The sequence below is a fragment of the Streptomyces sp. NPDC093085 genome, from assembly GCF_040683935.1.
In the GTDB taxonomy this organism is placed as follows: Bacteria; Actinomycetota; Actinomycetes; order Streptomycetales; family Streptomycetaceae; genus Streptomyces.
This window is the reverse complement of record NZ_JBFBFB010000008.1, coordinates 236,847-254,912: the sequence shown is the minus strand read 5'-3', so window position 1 is coordinate 254,912 and position 18,066 is coordinate 236,847. Positions and strand designations below refer to the sequence as shown.

Genomic DNA, 18,066 nt, shown 5'->3' with positions numbered 1-18,066 from the left:
CACCCCGCCGTCGGGCATCGAGCATTGAGCACCACGAAAAGCTGAAAGGACGCCATGCGCGCCCAGTTCGTCCTGTCGGAGATCGGCGTCGGTCTCCGCCGCAATCTCACGATGACCTTCGCGGTCATCGTCTCCGTAGCCCTCTCGCTCGCCCTGTTCGGCGGCGCGCTGCTCATGCGCGAGCAGGTCGGCGTGATGAAGGACTACTGGTACGACAAGGTCAACGTCTCCATCTTCCTCTGCAACAAGAACGACGCGGCCACCGCGCCCAAGTGCGCCAAGGGCGCGGCCACCGGTCAGCAGAAGGACCAGATCAAGGCCGACCTGAAGAAGATGGACAGCATCGTCGAGACCGTCCACTACGAGACGTCGGACGAGGCATACAAGCACTACAAGGAGCGGTACGGCGACACCCCGATCGCCGCGACCATCACCCCGGACCAGATGCCGGAGTCCTTCCGGGTGAAGCTGAAGGACCCGGAGAAGTACCAGGTGGTCGCCACCGCCTTCGCGGGGCGGGACGGGGTGGAGTCCGTCCAGGACCAGCGGAACATCCTCCAGAACCTCTTCGACCTGATGAACGGCATGAACGTGGCTGCGCTCTGCGTGATGGCGCTGATGCTGGTGATCGCGTTGATGCTGATCGTGAACACGGTGCGGGTGTCGGCGTTCAGCAGGCGCCGGGAGACCGGGATCATGCGGCTGGTCGGCGCTTCCAGCTTCTACATCCAGATGCCGTTCATCATGGAGGCCGCGTTCGCCGGGCTGATCGGCGGCGGGGTGGCGTGCGTGATGCTGCTGCTCGGCAGGTACTTCCTGATCGACCACGGCATCGCGCTCGCGGACAAGATGCAGTTGGTGAACTTCATCGGCTGGGACGCGGTGCTGTCGAAGCTTCCCCTGGTGCTCGCGATCGGTCTGCTGATGCCGGCCGTGGCGGCTTTTCTCGCGCTGCGCAAGTACCTCCGGGTGTGACAAGCGCCCTTGGGCGGGTGTGACGGCAAGCACCGTCCGGTTGGGTCGCGTTGTCCTAGACTCAACGCCATGTCCGGTTCAGAGGCGGTTCACAGACCCTGCGGTTTACGCCGCGGGGCGGCCCTGACGTTGGTGTTCGCGACCGTGCTCGCCACGGCCGCGGCGACGAACTCGCTGCCGCGCACCCCTGAGGAGCCGGTACGGGAGCAGGCCGCGCCCGTCGCCTCGACCGCCGACCGGGACGAGGTCGCGCGGGCCGCCGCCGACGCCATGGCCGAGGGCGCCTCCGGCACCGACGCCGCAGAGGAGGTCGTGAGCCGCAGCGGGGACCGCTGGGGCGCCGTCTACGACAAGCGGGAGTACGAGGAGTTCCGGCAGGCCCTGGACGGCGCGTACACGGGCGTCGGCATCTGGGCCCGCCGTACGGCGGGCGGCCTGGTCGAGATCACCCGGGTGCAGCCGGGCGGTCCCGCCGAACGGGCCGGGATCGGCGCCGGGGACATCATCAGGGAGATCGACGGCCGCACCATGGCCAAGCGCCCCGTCACGGAGGTCATGGCGCTGCTGCGCGGGGACCGGCGTACGACGGCGGTGGAGGCCGCCGAGGCCGACGAGACCGCCGGAAGCACGGACCCGGCCGGCGCGGACCCGGCCCGCGAGAGCACGGCAGGCACCGCCGTGGCGCTCGGCCTGGAGCGCGCGGGGCACCACTGGACCGAGCGGCTCCGCCGCGCCCGGCTCACCACCGAGTCCGTCACCGTCGAGACGATCGAGGGCGGCGCCCTCCGGATCAAGGTCGGCGCCTTCACCAAGGGCACCGGCGAGCGGGTGCGCCACGCGGTGCTGGCGGCGCCGAAGGGCGCCGGTGTCCTGCTCGACCTGCGGGGCAACGCGGGCGGGCTGGTCAGCGAGGCGGTGACGGCTACCTCCGCCTTCCTCGACGGGGGCCTGGTGGCCACGTACGACGTACGGGGCGAGCAGCGCGCCCTCTACGCGGAGCCCGGCGGCGACACCGAGCGCCCCCTGGTCGTGGTGGTCGACGGCGGCACGATGAGCGCGGCCGAGCTGGTCACCGGGGCGCTCCAGGACCGGGGCCGGTCGGTCACGGTCGGCTCGCGGACCTTCGGGAAGGGCTCGGTGCAGATGCCGAGCAGGCTCCCGGACGGCTCGGTCGCCGAGCTGACCGTGGGCCACTACCGCACCCCGGCCGGGCACGGCGTGGACGGCCAGGGCGTCACCCCCGACCTCCAGGTCGGCGCGGGCGCCCAGGAGCGCGCCAGGACGGTGCTGACCGGTCTCGGCGGCGGCGCCGACTGACACCCGGGTACGGGCCCGGCGCTCCGCCGCGTAAAGGAGTTGCGCGGGGGTGCGAAAATGGGGGGACCATGGCTAAGGAAAAAGGGCGCAAAATCATTGCGCAGAACAAGAAGGCGCGGCACGACTACCTCATTCTGGACACCTATGAGTGCGGTCTCGTGCTCACCGGTACCGAGGTGAAGTCCCTGCGCCAGGGGCGGGCCTCCCTGGTCGACGGCTTCGTGCAGATCGACGGGCACGAGGCGTGGCTGCACCAGATCCACGTCCCCGAGTACACCCAGGGCACCTGGACCAATCACAGCGCCCGCCGCAAGCGGAAGCTGCTGATGCACCGGGCCGAGATCGACAAGCTGGAGTCGAAGGCCCAGGAAACCGGTCATACGATCGTGCCGCTCGCCCTCTACTTCAAGGACGGCCGGGCCAAGGTCGAGATCGCGCTCGCGAAGGGCAAGAAGGAGTACGACAAGCGCCAGACGCTCCGCGAGAAGCAGGACCGGCGTGAGACCGACCGCGCCATCGCGGCGGTCAAGCGCCGCCAGCGCGCCTGACCGTCCGGGGGATCCCCGAGGGATCGCCCGGAGGATCAATGGGCTGGCACGTGGCGGTGTCGGTCACGTACCATGGGCCGTGCACCCCGCAGTGGGCGCACATTTTGAAAAATAAACATGGGGATGATCGGTTTCGACAGCGGATGTCGAAGCAGGGGAAGCGAGCCGAGGAAGCGGCAATGATCTCGTAAACCATATGTCGCAAACAATAATCGCCAATTCCAAGCGCGATTCCTCCGCCTTCGCCCTCGCTGCCTAATTAGCAGCTAGCGAAGACTCTGCGGAGTGTCAGCCCGGGGCTGTTCCCGACCCGGATCCTGGCATCAGCTAGGGGACTAAACTTCCGAGCCCGGTCGCGGGGCGCGGAAGGAAATCAAACAGTGACTGAGCCCGTCGGAGACTTGTCCGTGTGATCTCCGGGGCCGAGAAAATCGTAACGGACTGCGCTCGGAGAAGCCCTGGTTCCGCACCGTTGGACGCGGGTTCGATTCCCGCCATCTCCACTCACCACCATCTCCACCCATGTTTATGAGGAGCGGCACCTTCCACCCGGGAGGTGCCGCTTTTCTGTTTCCGCCGGGCGCGCCATGCGGTGACCACCAGCGTGGACCCGGTCACGGCCGCCTCCAGCGGCGGGGTCCGGCGGGCGGGGGCGAACTGCGGGGGTCTGTACGGGAGAAGCGGCATGCCCCCACCCTCGCGGTCCGCGCCCCGCCCGGTCCAACACCTGGTCAGCCGCCATTCACACAATTCTGTTGTCAGTGCGGTGCGGCGGCGGTTCACTGAGGTGTGCCCCAGGATCTCGACCCCCGGCTGCTGCGCGCCTTCACCGCCGCCGCCGAAGAGCTGCACTTCACCCGCGCCGCCGCCCGGCTCTATGTGGCCCAGCAGGCGCTGAGCCGCGATATACGCCGCCTGGAGCGGGAGTTGGGTACGGAGCTGTTCGTACGCACCACCCGCCAGGTGACCCTGACCCCGGACGGCGAACGGCTGCTTCCGTATGCCCGGCGGATGCTCGCCGCCCAGGATGAGCTGCTGGCGGCCTGTGCGGGCGGCGCGATGACGCCCCTGCTCGTGGACCTCAACACCGAGGGCCTGATCTCCGGCCGGGTGCTGGCCCGGGCCCGCGAACTCGCCCCGGAGCAGGAGCTGATGGCCCGCTTCGGCTCCGGGCTGACCGGCGCCGCGGGGGAGATCCTGGCGGGCCGGCTCCACGCCGCCTTCGGGTACGTGGGCGGTCTCGCCCCCGCTCTCCGCGCCGGGCTGGACCATCAGCTCGTACGGTACGAACCGCTGGCCGTGCTGGTGCCGGCCGGCCATCCGCTCGCCGCGCTCCCCGAGGTGCCGCTCGGCGCGCTCGCGGGGGAGCGGGTCTACGCGGGCGCCGGGAACCCCGGGACCGCCGAGTGGACCGCGCTGGCCCGGCACCTCTTCGCGGGGCGCCCGGCGGAGGTGGCCGCGCCCGCGCCGATGGCCGTGGGGGCCGAGGAGTTCCGCCGAGTCATGGCCAAACATCGCCAACTGGTGCTGGCCGTCGTAGATTTCCCGGTGATGCCGGACACAGTGCTCCGTCCGCTCGTCGATCCCGTGCCGCTCGCCCCGCTGTCGCTCGTCTGGCGCAAAGGGGGGCGTCATCCGGGCCTGAGGGCGCTCAGGGCGGCCGCCACCGTTCTCGCGGCGGAGGGCGGATGGCTGGAAAGCGACCCTGCTCATCTCCTCCTACCACGGTCATTGCTTTGATACGTCACAACTTGTGAACCGGATCCACACACTCTCTCCGTGCGCTACATTCGTTGTCCGGGTGCGGTGTGATAGTGACGCGTGGTTCGGATGGGGATCCGGCGACGGAATCGGCCAGTTGTGTATGCACCCAAATCGTTCAGTGGTGGGGGATGTGCGCACTTCAGTGGAAAATTGGCGCGAAGGTGCCCGTACGGGGCACACATATGAGCCGAACGACGTCACCGTCGAGATGGACGGCCTCGGCCGGCAGCTCTCCGAGCTGCCCACGGGTGCGGGGGCCGAGGCGCCGACCAGAGCCATGAGAACCGTCAGTGTGGACGCCGAGGCCGCCCTCGCCGCGGAGCCGGGCCCGTACCCGGGCTCGTATCCGGCGTCGAACGCGTACCCGGCATCGGGTTCCTGCCCGGCCCCGGGCACGTACCCCGCATCGGCCCCCGCTCCGTCGGAGCGCTCCGAGCGCTCGGAGCACTCGGAGTTGTCGGAACTGGAGCCGGAGGCGCCGGAAGGCCCCGTCTTCGTGGACGAGAGCGGCCGGCGGAGCAAGAAGCTGCGCCGGGCCGGCTGGGTCGTCGCCGCCGCCTGCGCCTGCTACGCGGTCACCGTCGTGGCCGCCCTCGTCGGCGGCGACTCCTCCGCTCCCTGGCTGCCCATACCCGGGCTCGCCGACAAGAAGAACCCCGACACCGTACAGATACAGCCCGCCCCCTCGGAATCCCCGTCCGCCGGGGGCCCGAGCGGGGACCCGAGCGCCTCGCCCTCGGCCACCGACCCGGGGGACACCGTCGTCTCCCGTAACCCCGGGACCGTGACCACCGGCGCCACCGGCTCCGCGCCGGGCACCACCAACTCCCCTTCCCCGACCGCCTCTTCCCCCGACTCCGGCACCGTCCCGGCCCCGGGCGGCTCCCCGGAGCCCGGCACCGGATCCGACAACGGCGGCGGTACGGGCGCCACGGGCGGCGGGAACGCCACCCCGAGCGCGCCCGCCACCGGGACCAGCCCGGACCCCGTCGACTCCAACACCCCCGTCGACCCGCCGTCGGGCGACGACGCTCCTCAGGCCGCGGAAGGCGCGTAACAGATGAATCCGTCCGGCAGGCGGGCCCGGCGACACCAGGCCACGCCGCGCGACACCGCGCCCGGCCACGTCCCCAGTTGGGCCCGCACCGACCCGCCCGGGACCGGCGCTCCCACCGCCCCCGGCGGCCAGGGCGGCCCCGGCGCCTTCGGCGAACCTCCCCGCCCCACCCAGGGCACCCACACCACCCCAGGCACCCCCTCGCCGTACTCCACCCCCTCCACCCACCGCAAGCAGTCCCGCCCGCCGAAACCGCCCCGGCCGGCGAGGGCAGCCAAGTCCGCCCCGGCCGCGCGCCGCCGCAGACTGCCCATGCGCTACCTGCTGCCCGTCCTCGTCCTCGCCGCCATGGCCGCCATGCTCATGCTCCGCGGCTACGTCCACAGCGAGATCCTCGCCGACCACCGGGTCCGCCCGCCCGCCGACACCGACCAGGTCCCCCAGCACATCCTGGAAGGCGGCCCGGTCATCGACGCGCGCGGCACCGGCGCCGCCCAGTCCATCGACATCCCGGACCGCAAACTCGTCCTCACCTTCGACGACGGCCCGGACCCCGAGTGGACCCCCAAGGTGCTGGACGAGCTGAAGAAGTACGACGCGCACGGCGTCTTCTTCGTCACCGGCACCATGGCCTCCCGCTACCCGGACCTGGTCAAGCGGATGGTGGACGAGGGCCACGAGATCGGGCTGCACACCTTCAACCACCCGGACCTCTCCTACCAGACGAAGTCCCGCATCGACTGGGAGCTGACCCAGAACCAGCTCTCCCTCGCGGGCGCCGCCGGGATCCGCTCCTCCCTCTTCCGGCCCCCGTACTCCTCCTTCGCCGACGCGATGGACAACAAGTCGTGGCCGGTCACGGAGTACATCGGGAGCCGGGGCTACATCACCGTCCTCGACTCCCTCGACAGCGAGGACTGGAAGCGCCCCGGCGTCGACGCCATCATCGAGGGCGCCACGCCCAAGGGCCACGAGGGCTCCGTCGTCCTGATGCACGACTCCGGCGGCGACCGCTCGCAGACCGTCGAGGCGCTGGGCCGCTACCTCCCCGAGATGCAGAAGCGCGGCTACGCCTTCACCAACCTCACCGAGGCGCTGGGCGCTTCGAGCGCCCATACCCCGGTCACCGGCTTCGAGCTGTGGAAGGGCAAGGCGTGGGTCGCCGCCGTCGCGCTCTCCGACAACATCACCGCCGTCCTGGTCGGCGGGCTCGCCGTCATCGGGGTCCTGGTCATCTCCCGGTTCGGGATGATGCTCATCCTCTCCTTCGCCCACGCCCGCAAGGTCCGCCGCCGCGGCTTCAGCTGGGGCCCGGAGGTCACCGAACCGGTCACGGTGCTCGTCCCCGCGTACAACGAGCGCGAGTGCATCGCCAACACGGTCAACTCCCTGATGGCGAGCGAACATCCGATCGAGGTCATCGTCATCGACGACGGCTCGACGGACGGTACGGCGGACATCGTGGAGGCGATGTGGCTCCCCAATGTCCATGTCGTACGCCAGCCCAACGGCGGCAAGCCGGCCGCCCTCAACAACGGCATCGCGCACGCGAGTCATGACATCGTCGTGATGATGGACGGCGACACGGTCTTCGAGCCGTCCACCGTACGGGAGCTGGTGCAGCCGTTCGCGGACCCGAGGGTCGGCGCGGTCGCGGGCAACGCCAAGGTCGGCAACCGGGACACACTCATCGGGGCGTGGCAGCACATCGAGTATGTGATGGGCTTCAACCTCGACCGCCGGATGTACGACGTACTCGGCTGCATGCCCACCATCCCCGGCGCGATCGGCGCCTTCCGGCGGCAGGCGCTGGAGCGGGTCGGCGGGATGAGCGAGGACACCCTCGCCGAGGACACCGACATCACCATGGCCATGCACCGGGACGGCTGGCGCGTCGTCTACGCCGAGCGCGCCCGCGCCTGGACCGAGGCGCCCGAGTCCGTCCAGCAGCTCTGGTCCCAGCGGTACCGCTGGAGTTACGGCACGATGCAGGCGATCTGGAAGCACCGCCGCGCCGTCGTCGAACGCGGCCCCTCCGGCCGCTTCGGCCGGGTAGGACTCCCGCTGGTCTCGCTCTTCATGGTGCTGGCGCCGCTGCTGGCCCCGCTGATCGATGTCTTCCTCGTCTACGGCCTGGTCTTCGGCCCGACGGAGAAGACGGTCGGCGCGTGGCTGGGCGTGCTGGCGGTGCAGGCGGTCTGCGCGGCGTACGCCTTCCGGCTCGACGGGGAGCGGATGACCCACCTGATCTCCCTCCCGCTCCAGCAGATCCTCTACCGCCAACTCATGTACGTGGTGCTGCTCCAGTCCTGGATCACCGCCCTCACCGGTGGCCGCCTCCGCTGGCAGAAGCTGCGCCGCACGGGCGCGGTGGAGGCCCCCGGCGCCATCCCGCAGCCGCGCGGACGCGGGGCACGGAACACGAGCCAGGGCCAGGGGCAGGGCATGGGCACGGACCGGAGGCCGGTGGCATGAGCGACTACTTCTCGAACGGCGGAGGTACGGGCGGCGGTACGGGCGCGACGGGCGGCGGCCCCGGGGGTACGGTCCCTTCGGGCGGCCACCCGGGCCCGTACGACCGGCAGGGCCCGTACGACCATCCGGCCCCGGCGGCGAACCCGGCCCGGATCCCGGTCCACATCCCGGCGCAGCCGACGGGGGAGGGCGCGTACGACCGTACAAGCACCCCCACGCCCACACCCACGCCCACCCCCGCTCCCGCTCCCGCCTTCACCAAGCCGAAGCCGGAGCCGTCGGCATCGCCCCGCCCCTCGGGACGGGACCGCTACCTGGACCTGCTGCGGGCGATCGCGCTCGTCCGTGTCGTCGTGTTCCACATCTTCGGCTGGGCGTGGCTGACGATCCTCTTCCCGTCCATGGGCGTGATGTTCGCGCTGGCCGGCTCCCTGATGGCCCGGTCGCTGGAGAAGCGCCCGCCGTGGAGTGTGCTGCGCGGCAGGCTGCGCAGGCTGCTGCCGCCGATGTGGGCGCTGGCGGCGCTGATCGTGCCGGTGATGTTCCTGATGGGATGGAAGCCGTTCCGTGAGGAGGGCCTGTGGGGTCTGGTCCGGCTCCTCGACTACCTCCTCCCGATCGGCACCCCGCCGTACCCGGCGGAGAGCGGTGACGGCAGCGGCATCCTGGACACGACGTGGGCGGACGACACGGCGGGCCCGCTCTGGTACATCCGCGCGTATCTGTGGTTCGTGCTGCTTTCGCCGCTGCTGGTACGGGCGTTCCGCCGCGCGCCCCGGGTCACGCTGGTCTTCCCGGTCGCGCTGACGGCGGTCATCGGCACCGGACTGGTCACCGTGCCGGGCGAGTCGGGCGAGGCGCTGACCGACTTCGCGGTGTACGGGGCGTGCTGGATCCTCGGGTTCGCCCACAACGACGGCCTGTTCCAGAAGGTGCCGCGCTATCTGACGGTCTCGCTGGCGTCGATGACGATGGCCTTCGGCCTGTGGTGGGCCTCCGGGCACCTCACCGACGAGGGGTGGAACCTGGACGAGATCCCGCTGGCGCAGGCGACGTGGTCGCTCGGGTTCGTGGCGATCCTGCTCCAGTACTCGCCGTCGTGGCGCGAACTGCCGCCGAAGATCAAGCAGTTCGACCCGCTGGTCACCCTGGCGAACAACCGGGCCGTGACGATCTACCTCTGGCACAACCTGCTGATCATGCTGACGTATCCGATGATCGACCAGCTCTGGAACGTGCCGGGGCTGAGCGGCTTCGAGGAGCAGTTGAACGCCTCGTACGACATCCTGCCGGTGGTGCTGGTGTGGCCGATGATCGGCCTGGCGATCCTGGCGATGGGATGGGTGGAGGACCTGGCGGCGAAGCGGCGCCCGAGGCTGTGGCCGAACGGCGAGACGCGGGGGACCGGGGAGCGGAAGGGCGCACGGGCCAGGTCCCGCTGAGGGGCGGGCTGCGGGGGCCCGTCGACAGGGCGGGGACGGGCCCCGTACCCCCGTACCCCGTACCTCTTCTCCGCCGCCTACTGCTTCCTGTCTGCCTACCTCCTTCCCTGCCTACCTACCTCCTTCCTCTACTCGCTCCCCTGCTCCCTCCCCTTCCCCGACGGCCGGGCCGGAGCTCTCCCGGACGATCAGCTCCGGGTTCAGGAGCACCTGTCCGGGCTCGCCGTCCGGGTCCTTGATGCGGTCGAGGAGGAGCCGGGTGCAGGCGCGCCCGACCTCGGCGAGCGGCTGCCGGAGGCTGCTCAGGCTGGGGGAGATCAGCGCGGCGGCGGAGGAGTCGTCGAAGCCGACGACCGCGACATCCCGCCCCGGTGCCCGCCCGTCGTCCAGCAGGGCCCGGTAGCAGCCGAGGGCGAGGGTGTCGCTGGCGGCCACCACGGCGGTCGTACGGCTGGCTGTGCGCGTGGCCCTACGGGCGGTCGTACCGGCGCCCGTACCGTGACGGAGCAGGGGGGCCACCGCCTCGCGCGCGGCGTCGACCTCGTTGACCGCGTACGCCCGGAGCCCCCGTATCGAGAGCCCGTGGCGGCGCATCGCGGTCCGCCAGCCGTCGGCCCGGTCGTCGCCGACGCCGGAGCCCTTGGGCCAGCCGAGAAAGGCGATCCTGCGGTGGCCGAGGGAGACGAGGTGGTCGACGGCGGCGGCGGTGCCGTGCGCGCCGTCCACGTCCACCCAGTCCCCGGCGGACGCGACCGGCGTGCCCGACGTGGCGGACTTGCCGGACGCGGCGGACCAGGGCCGGCCGAACGCCACGAAGGGGACCCCGCGTTGGCGCAGCCAGGCGGGGCGGCGGTCGCCCCGGTAGGTGTGGGTGAGGACGAAGCCGTCGACCGGCTGTTCCTTCAGCAGGTCGGCGTAGCAGTCGGGTTCGTGTTCCGCGCCGACGGGTGCGGTGAAGAGGATGACCCGGTATCCGGAGGCGTTGGCGGAACGGGAGAAGGCGCGCAGGAAGTGCTCCATGACGGGCCCGGACACCCCGTCGGGCGTCGGCGTGACCCCGTATCCGATGAGCCTGCTGGATCGGGTGCGCAGGGCGCGGGCGGCCTGGTGCGGCCGGTAGTCGAGGTCGGAGATGGCCCGGCGGACCCGTTCGAGGGTCAACGGTGCGAGCAGCTCTGGCGAGTTGAGCGCGTTGGACACGGTCTGTGGGGAGACTCCGGCGCGCTGGGCCACCTGGGCCAGGGTGACCGGCCGGTCGGTGGGGCCGTTGGGGCCGTTGGGGCCGTTGCCCCGGCCGCCCCCACCGGTCTTGCCGCCCCTACCGGACGTACCGGACCCGCCGGGCCTCGTCCTCGTACCTGCCATCGGTCTCCTCTGTGTACGGGCGCCGCGCCGGCCGGATCCGACGCGTGGTCAGGCGCCCCCGGTTCGGAACGATAAACGGAGTACGGCGGCGAGTGGTCCGAATATCGGCGGGGGCACGGCTCCGAGCCCCGTTCCTTGGGGGCCTTGTGGGTCTTCTGGTGCCCCGGAGGCCCGCGATACCCGGTCAGCGGTGGTGGACGACGGGCGCGCTGAGGGTATGGGCGAGGAGGTAGTCGACGGTGTCCGCAGGCTGTCGGCGGCGTCGCAGTGCGGCGCGCTGCCGGACCGAGCCGGTGCCGTGGAGGGTGAGCCGGGAGATCAGCCGGTCGGCCAGAGCCGTGTCGCCGTGCCGGGCCAGGGCGGGCTGAATCCAGGTTAACAGGTGGCGCATCCGGCGCCAGGACGGGGTGAGTTGGCGGCTGACCGGGTCCAGGAGCGCCCCGGTGAGCCCTTCCCGGGCGCCGCGCCAGGACGCGGCCCGCAGCAGATGGGGGTCGGGGCGCGGGGCGGGCCGGCCCGCGCGTACGGCGTCCAGCGCGGTCGCCGCGGCGGCGCGGACCAGCGCGGCGAAGAGCACCGTGTCGTCGACGGTGAGGCCCGCGTCGGCGAGGCGTATCTCCAGGGTGGGGAGGTGGTGGGAGGGCCGGATGTCCCAGTAGATCCCGGCGGGGTCGAGGACCACGCCGCTGGAGACGAGGGTGGCGACGGCGTCGTCGTAGTGCGCGGCGGAGTCGAAGTACGGCGGGGGTCCCGCGGCCGGCCACCGCGCCCAGCAGAGGCTGCGCCAGCTCGCGTGCCCGGTGTCGCGGCCGTCCCAGAGCGGGGAGTTCGCCGCGGTGGCGGTGAGCACGGCGATCCAGGGCCGTAAGTGGTTGCTGACGAGAACGGCCTCCTCTCGGCTCGCCATCCCGACATGGACGTGGCAGGCGCAGCACACCTGCTCCTCGTCGAGCGCCCCGAACCTGCGGGCGCTGCGTTCGTAGCGCTCCCCGGGCATGAACGCCATCGCACCCGCCGGGGGGAGGACCGGCGTACCCGTGGCGACCACCCCGGCCCCGTGTGCGGCGGCCGCCCGGGACACGTACAGCCGGTTGACGTAGAGCTGCTCGGCGAGCGCGTCCATCCGGCGGTGCGGCTCGGTGCGGGTCTCGACCTGATACCGGGTCAACTCCGGTGCGACCAGCCCCCCGAGCCGCTGCCGGGCGGTCCCGACGACGGGCCCGGCCAGGGCCACGGGTACCCGGGTCCCCGGATCGACCAGGAGGAACTCCTCCTCCACCCCCACGGTGAGCCGGGCCCCCCGCCCCCCGGCCCCGCCCCCGCCGGCGGCGCGGGGAGCGCCCGCGCTCCGGGGAACACCGACGCCCTGGGGAGCGCTCACGCTCCGGGGAACGCCGGTGCCCTGGGGAACGCCGGCACTGCGGGGAATGCTCGGGCTACGGTCCTGCCGTCTCTCCACGCGAGCATCTTCCACCGGCGGCACCCGCAATCCCCCACGTACGCCCGAACGCGCCCCGAACGGAACGACGGATGGCCGAAGACCTCCGCCGGGGGCCACGGACGACGGCCCGTACGGCTTGTGCACGCCGGGCGGTGACTTCCTCGGCGAAGAGGGAGTCGGCTCCGGCCGCGATGCAGGACATCCCGGCGTGCGGCCTGCGCGGTGCGTACGCCGTGGTCGATGTACTGGGTACTGGGTCGGGCCCGCCGCGCAGGCGATCAGGTAGCGCACTCGCGTCGCCGTGCGGGCAGTCCACAGCGTGCGGCCACGGGCACGCAACTCCCCGCTGGGCGCTGGGGCGCGCCGCCCGATGGCCGGTCTCTGGGACGCCGCCTGAGTTGGGCTCAGCCCGCCCGTGGGTATGGCCGCGCCCCTGTTCCCTCCCGGGGTGGTAGGGCACGCGGGGTGGTCCGCCGGGGTTGGGCGTACCGTGGAAGCTCACCTTCTGGCGGGGGTAACGATGAGAGCCGCGTCATCGAGCATGGGCGACCGCATCGCGGAGCTGCGGTTCCGGCGGGGGATGACCCAGGAGCAACTGGCCGAGCGTGCCGGGCTCTCGGTCGACGTGGTGAGAAAGCTCGAACAGGGGCGGCGCCAGACCGCCCGGTTGTCCAGTATCAACGCACTCGCGCGTGCCCTGGACACGGAGCCGAGTTATCTCGTCGGCCAGCCCACCACCTTCGATGTGCGCACCACGGAGGAGAGCGCGCTCCCTTCCGTGCTCGCGCTCCGGCAAGCGGTCTCCCCCGTATCCGACCTGCTGGGCGGGGACGCCGACCCCGAGGAACCGCCCACCGTCGAGGCACTCCGGGCCGCTCTGGCGTCGACGGAGGTCATCCGCCGTGACGGGCGCATGGCGGAGATCGGCGCGCTGCTGCCCCAGTTGATCCGGGACGCGCGCACTGCGGCCCATGCCTATACGGGGGCGGACCGGGCCGCGGCCAACTCCGTTCTCGCCGTGGCGTATCAGGTCGCGGCGACGACGCTGACCGCGCTGGGCAAGGAGGACGCGGCGTTCACCTCGATGGAGCGCTCCCTGCTCGCGATCGAGCAGTGCGACGACCCCGCGCTGGAGACGCTGACCGCGTCGACGCTGTCCTGGGTGTTCACCAAGCAGGGCCGCCTGGCCGACGCGGAACAGGTCGCCCTGGCCCGCGCGGAACAGATCGAACCGTCCTTCCGGTCCGCCCCCGAGGAACTGGCGCTGTGGGGGATCCTGCTGCTGCGCGCGGCGACGGCGGCGGTACGGCAGGAGAAGTACGACGCCGTGAACGAGTTCCTGCGGATGGCGCGGGGCGCCGCCGGGAGCATGGGCGAGGACCGTCTGGTCCACGCGACCCCGTTCGGGCCGACGAACGCGGCCGTCGCCCACGTCAACTTTCTGGTGGAGATGGACCGGGGCGCCCAGGCCATCGCGGCGTCCCGCGTCCCGGGGCTCGGCTCGCTGCCCCCGACCTGGCGTGCACGGTTCCACGTCGACCGGGCGCTGGCCTACGACAGTCTCGGCGAGGACCGGGCGGCGGCCGGGGCGCTGCTGAAGGCGGAGTCGGCCGCGCCCGAGTGGATGCGCTACCACGCGACCTCGCGCCGCCTGGTGGCAGACCTCCGCGAACGGGCGCCCCGCCGCGACACGGCTCTGCTGGGGCTCGCCGACCGACTCGGCCTGATCGGGTAGGACGCCCCGCCCTACCCGATCAGCGGACTGGGGCCGCTCGGCGCTGGGCTGTGTTCGTCTCGTTCCATAGCGTGACCGCATGACGTGGCGCCGACCTGCCCTCCGACGGCCCGAAAACCCCGGGGAGCCCGGGGCCCGTCCCGCCTGACGCCCCGGTCGCGAGTCCGCCCCCGGTCGTCGCCGGGCGGGGGCCGCAGGCGCCGCCCCGTACGCACCCCCGCTCACATCGAGCCCCGCCCCCGCGTGAGAGCAAGGTTGCGCTCCGGTCATGTTGAGGCACGGGGGTGAAACGCGCCGTATCTACGGTCGGGACCATCTACCGAACCCCGTCCGTGGAGGCGTGATGACTGCCCCGAGCACCACTGTCGCAGCACGTAAAGGGGGCCGCTGGATCGAGCACTGGGATCCGGAGGACGAGACCTTCTGGCGGGAGGGCGGGGAGCGGATCGCCCGGCGGAATCTGCTCTACTCCGTCGTCTCCGAGCACATCGGCTTCTCCATCTGGACCCTCTGGTCCGTCATGGTGCTCTTCATGGGGCCCGAGTACGGGGTCGATCCGGCGGGCAAGTTCTTCCTCATAGGGACGGCCACCCTGGTGGGGGCCATCGTGCGGGTGCCCTACACCTTCGCCGTCGCCCGCTTCGGGGGGCGGAACTGGACCGTCTTCAGCGCCCTCCTCCTGCTCGTCCCGACCGTCGCCGCGTACGTCGTCATGGAGCCCGGCACCTCGTACACCACCTTCATGGTCGTCGCCGCGCTCGCCGGGATCGGGGGCGGGAACTTCGCCTCCTCCATGACGAACATCAATTCCTTCTTTCCGCTGCGGAAGAAAGGGTGGGCCCTGGGGCTCAACGCCGGTGGCGGCAACGTCGGCGTGCCCGTCGTGCAGCTCATCGGGCTGCTGGTCATCGGGACCGCCGGGGCCGGCCACCCCCGGATCGTCCTCGGGATCTACCTGCCGCTGATCATCGGCGCCGCCGTCTGCGCCGCGCTCTTCATGGACAACCTCACCCCCGTCACCAACGACACCGGCGCCGCCAGGGAAGCCGTACGGGACCGGCACACCTGGATCATGTCGTTCCTCTACATCGGTACGTTCGGCTCGTTCATCGGGTACAGCTTCGCCTTCGGTCTCGTGCTCCAGACGCAGTTCGGGCGGACGCCGCTCCAGGCCGCCTCCATCACCTTCATCGGGCCGCTGCTGGGTTCGCTGATACGGCCTGTCGGCGGGGTGCTCGCCGACCGGTACGGCGGCGCCCGCATCACCCTGGGGAACTTCGCGGCCATGGCCCTCGCCACCGGCGTCGTCGTCCTCGCCTCCGTCATCGAGTCGCTGACCGTCTTCCTGATCGGCTTCGTCGCCCTCTTCCTGCTCTCCGGGCTCGGCAACGGCTCCACGTACAAGATGATCCCCGGGATCTTCCGGACCAGGGCGGTGGAGCGGGGGCTCACGGGGGAGGCCGCGGCGGCGTACGGGCGGCGGCTCTCCGGGGCCTCCATGGGCCTGATCGGGGCGGTCGGCGCGCTCGGCGGGCTGGGCATCAACCTCGCGTTCCGGCAGTCGTTCCAGACGGCGGGCACCGGGACCTCGGCGTTCCTCGCCTTCCTCGTGTTCTACGGTTGCTGTTTCGCCCTCACCTGGGCGGTATACCTTCGCAAGGCGCCGGCCGGCGCCGTACGCGCCGAGAGCAAGCCCACGCTCAGTTATGCCGAGGTGTAGGCCAGGCTGCCACGGGGTGTCTTAACGCCGGTGAAATGGTGGCGTACCGGGGCTGTCATCCGGTGTTGACAGGCTCGGTACGGCTTGGAGGTGTGGCCGGGACGTGGGTGAGAGGAGATGTACGTGCAGATGGACGACCCGCAGCGGCAGGACCCCCAGCGGCAGGACCCGCAGCGGCAAGGCCCGCCGTCGCAGGACCCGCGGTCGCAGGACCTCCAGCGGCAGGACTCGCAGCCACCGGACCGGCCGTCGCAGGACCCGCAGTCGCAGGACCAGCCGCGCCGGCCCCCGCAGGGGCACGGCCCGCTCGCCGGGTTCACCATCGGGGTCACGGCGGCGCGCCGCGCCGACGAACTCGCCGCGCTGCTCCAGCGGCGCGGCGGCTCCGTCGTGCACGCCCCCGCCCTCCGTATCGTGCAGCTCGCCGACGACGCGGAGCTGCTGACCGCCACCAAGGAGCTCATCGGGCAGGTGCCGGATGTCGTCGTCGCGACCACCGCCATCGGCTTCCGGGGGTGGGTCGGGGCCGCCGACGGGTGGGGGCTCGGCGAAGAGCTGCTGAGCTGCCTGCGGGGGGTGGAGCTGCTGGCCCGCGGGCCCAAGGTGAAGGGCGCCATCCGGGCCGCCGGGCTCACCGAGGCCTGGTCGCCCACCTCCGAATCGATGGCCGAGGTCCTGGAACGTCTCCTCGGCGAAGGCGTCGAGGGGCGCCGGATCGCGCTCCAGCTCCACGGCGAACCCCTGCCCGGCTTCGTCGAGGCGCTCCGGGCGGGCGGCGCGGATGTCGTGGTCGTCCCCGTCTACCGCTGGATGCCGCCCGAGGACCTCGGCCCCGTGGACCGGCTGATCGACGCCACCGTGGCCCGTACCGTGGACGCGGTCACCTTCACCAGCGCGCCCGCCGTCGCCTCCCTCCTCGCCCGCGCCGAGGAACGGGGCCGCCTCCCCGAACTCCTCGACGCCCTCCACCACGACGTCCTCGCCGCCTGCGTCGGCCCGGTCACCGCGCTGCCGCTCCAGGCGCGCGGCATCGACACCGTCCAGCCAGGACGCTTCCGGCTCGGCCCGCTGGTCCAGCTCCTCTGCGCGGAGCTGCCGGGCCGCGCCCGTACGCTGCCGGTCGCGGGCCATCTGATGGAGGTACGGGGCCACGCGGTCCTGGTCGACGGCGAACTCCGGCCGGTGCCGCCCGCCGGCATGGCGCTGCTGAAGGCCCTGACACGGCGGCCCGGCTGGGTCGTCTCCCGGGCCGACCTGCTCCGTACGCTCCCGGGCGCCGGGCGCGACGAACACGCCGTCGAGACGGCGATGGCCCGGCTGCGGACCGCCCTCGGCGCCCCCAAGCTCATCCACACCGTGGTCAAGCGCGGCTACCGGCTGGCCCTCGACCCCTCGGCCGACTCCAAGTACGCCGAGGAAGGATCAGAGGGGACGTAGGAGGAAGTCTCGGAAGGCGCGGGAGTCTCGGAAGGCGCGGAAGGTACGGAGAGCGCCGAAGTCACCGAAGGCACCGCAGGCACCGCAGGCACCGAGGGTGCGTAGGGGGAGCTGGAGGGGCGTGGATAAGCGCGGGTGTGTACGGGGCCCGTGTGGATACCGTACGCGCATGGTTCCTGACTCCGAGCCCACCCCGGGCACCCCCGCGCCGATCCCGGATTCCCCCGAGCCCACCCCGGGCACCCCCGAGCCCACCCCGGACGCCTCCGTCCGGCTCCGGCCCGCCACCCCCGATGACGCCGAAGCCCTCCTCGCCTCCCTCATACGCAACCGGGAGCACATGCGGCGCTGGGGGCCCGACCGGCCCGCCGACCACTTCACCGTCCGCGCCCAGGTCAACCGGCTCGCCGATCCCTCCCTCCGGCTCTGGCATCTGCGCGACGGGGACCTCGTCGTCGGCCAGTTCACCCTCTCCAACCTCGTCCTCGGGCCGTTCCGCAGCGCCGATCTCGGGTACTGGGTCGACGCCGGGTACACCGGGCGCGGGCTCGCCACGTACGCCGTCGAGGAGGTCTGCCGCGCCGCCCACCAGGAGCTGGGGCTCCACCGGGTCCAGGCGGGCACCCTCCTCGACAACGCCGCCTCCCAGCGCGTGCTGCGCAAATGCGGCTTCGAGGAGATCGGGGTCGCCCCCCGGTACCTGCACATCCACGGCGCCTGGCAGGACCACCGCCTCTTCCAGCGCATCCTGCACAACGGCCCCCCGAACACCGCGGCCTGACCCCCTCCC

13 protein-coding genes and 1 other RNA gene are annotated in these 18,066 nt (G+C 71.9%); 12 read left to right on the top strand and 2 right to left on the bottom strand.

Annotated elements, in window-relative coordinates:
* Positions 1-54 precede the first annotated feature (54 nt).
* From ftsX to AB0O07_RS23185, 8 genes are all read left to right on the top strand, one after another.
* Positions 55-975, top strand: coding sequence for a permease-like cell division protein FtsX (gene ftsX / locus AB0O07_RS23220; RefSeq protein WP_365636168.1), 921 nt, complete (start codon positions 55-57; stop codon positions 973-975).
* 69 nt (positions 976-1,044) lie between these two features.
* Complete coding sequence (locus AB0O07_RS23215) at positions 1,045-2,292, top strand: S41 family peptidase (RefSeq protein ID WP_365636166.1); 1,248 nt, start codon at positions 1,045-1,047, stop codon at positions 2,290-2,292.
* Positions 2,293-2,360: 68 nt separating this feature from the next.
* Complete coding sequence (gene smpB / locus AB0O07_RS23210) at positions 2,361-2,840, top strand: SsrA-binding protein SmpB (protein WP_365636165.1); 480 nt, start codon at positions 2,361-2,363, stop codon at positions 2,838-2,840.
* 119 nt (positions 2,841-2,959) lie between these two features.
* Positions 2,960-3,346, top strand: a transfer-messenger RNA (tmRNA) gene (ssrA, locus tag AB0O07_RS23205).
* A 283-nt stretch (positions 3,347-3,629) separates the two neighbouring features.
* Positions 3,630-4,580, top strand: coding sequence for a LysR family transcriptional regulator (locus AB0O07_RS23200; protein WP_365636163.1), 951 nt, complete (start codon positions 3,630-3,632; stop codon positions 4,578-4,580).
* Positions 4,581-4,734: 154 nt separating this feature from the next.
* Positions 4,735-5,661, top strand: a complete 927-nt coding sequence (locus tag AB0O07_RS23195) for a hypothetical protein (protein ID WP_365636161.1) — start codon at positions 4,735-4,737, stop codon at positions 5,659-5,661.
* Between the two features lie 312 nt (positions 5,662-5,973).
* Positions 5,974-8,136 (top strand): bifunctional polysaccharide deacetylase/glycosyltransferase family 2 protein, encoded by a 2,163-nt coding sequence (locus AB0O07_RS23190; RefSeq protein WP_365636266.1) that lies wholly within the window; start codon positions 5,974-5,976, stop codon positions 8,134-8,136.
* On the top strand, positions 8,133-9,578 hold the full coding sequence (locus AB0O07_RS23185) for an acyltransferase (RefSeq protein WP_365636159.1): 1,446 nt from the start codon (positions 8,133-8,135) through the stop codon (positions 9,576-9,578). The genes AB0O07_RS23190 and AB0O07_RS23185 overlap by 4 nt, the downstream gene beginning before the upstream one ends.
* A 111-nt stretch (positions 9,579-9,689) precedes the next feature.
* Here AB0O07_RS23185 and AB0O07_RS23180 read toward each other — a convergent pair whose 3' ends face one another.
* Both AB0O07_RS23180 and AB0O07_RS23175 read right to left on the bottom strand, forming a co-directional pair.
* Positions 9,690-10,943, bottom strand: a complete 1,254-nt coding sequence (locus tag AB0O07_RS23180; protein ID WP_365636157.1) for a LacI family DNA-binding transcriptional regulator — start codon at positions 10,941-10,943, stop codon at positions 9,690-9,692.
* 184 nt (positions 10,944-11,127) lie between these two features.
* The gene (locus AB0O07_RS23175) at positions 11,128-12,324 is read right to left on the bottom strand and encodes a glutamate--cysteine ligase (RefSeq protein ID WP_365636155.1); all 1,197 of its coding nucleotides are present in this window, start codon (positions 12,322-12,324) and stop codon (positions 11,128-11,130) included.
* A gap of 601 nt (positions 12,325-12,925) precedes the next feature.
* On the opposite strand from AB0O07_RS23175, the gene AB0O07_RS23170 reads away from it, so the two are divergent.
* From AB0O07_RS23170 to AB0O07_RS23155, 4 genes are all read left to right on the top strand, one after another.
* The gene (locus tag AB0O07_RS23170; protein WP_365636154.1) at positions 12,926-14,119 is read left to right on the top strand and encodes a helix-turn-helix domain-containing protein; all 1,194 of its coding nucleotides are present in this window, start codon (positions 12,926-12,928) and stop codon (positions 14,117-14,119) included.
* 343 nt (positions 14,120-14,462) lie between these two features.
* A complete protein-coding gene (locus tag AB0O07_RS23165) occupies positions 14,463-15,839 on the top strand; it encodes a nitrate/nitrite transporter (RefSeq protein ID WP_365636152.1) in 1,377 nt (458 codons plus the stop codon).
* Positions 15,840-15,962: 123 nt separating this feature from the next.
* Positions 15,963-17,276, top strand: a complete 1,314-nt coding sequence (locus AB0O07_RS23160) for a uroporphyrinogen-III synthase (RefSeq protein WP_365636151.1) — start codon at positions 15,963-15,965, stop codon at positions 17,274-17,276.
* A gap of 169 nt (positions 17,277-17,445) precedes the next feature.
* Complete coding sequence (locus AB0O07_RS23155) at positions 17,446-18,057, top strand: GNAT family protein (RefSeq protein WP_365636149.1); 612 nt, start codon at positions 17,446-17,448, stop codon at positions 18,055-18,057.
* The last annotated feature ends 9 nt before the right edge of the window (positions 18,058-18,066 follow it).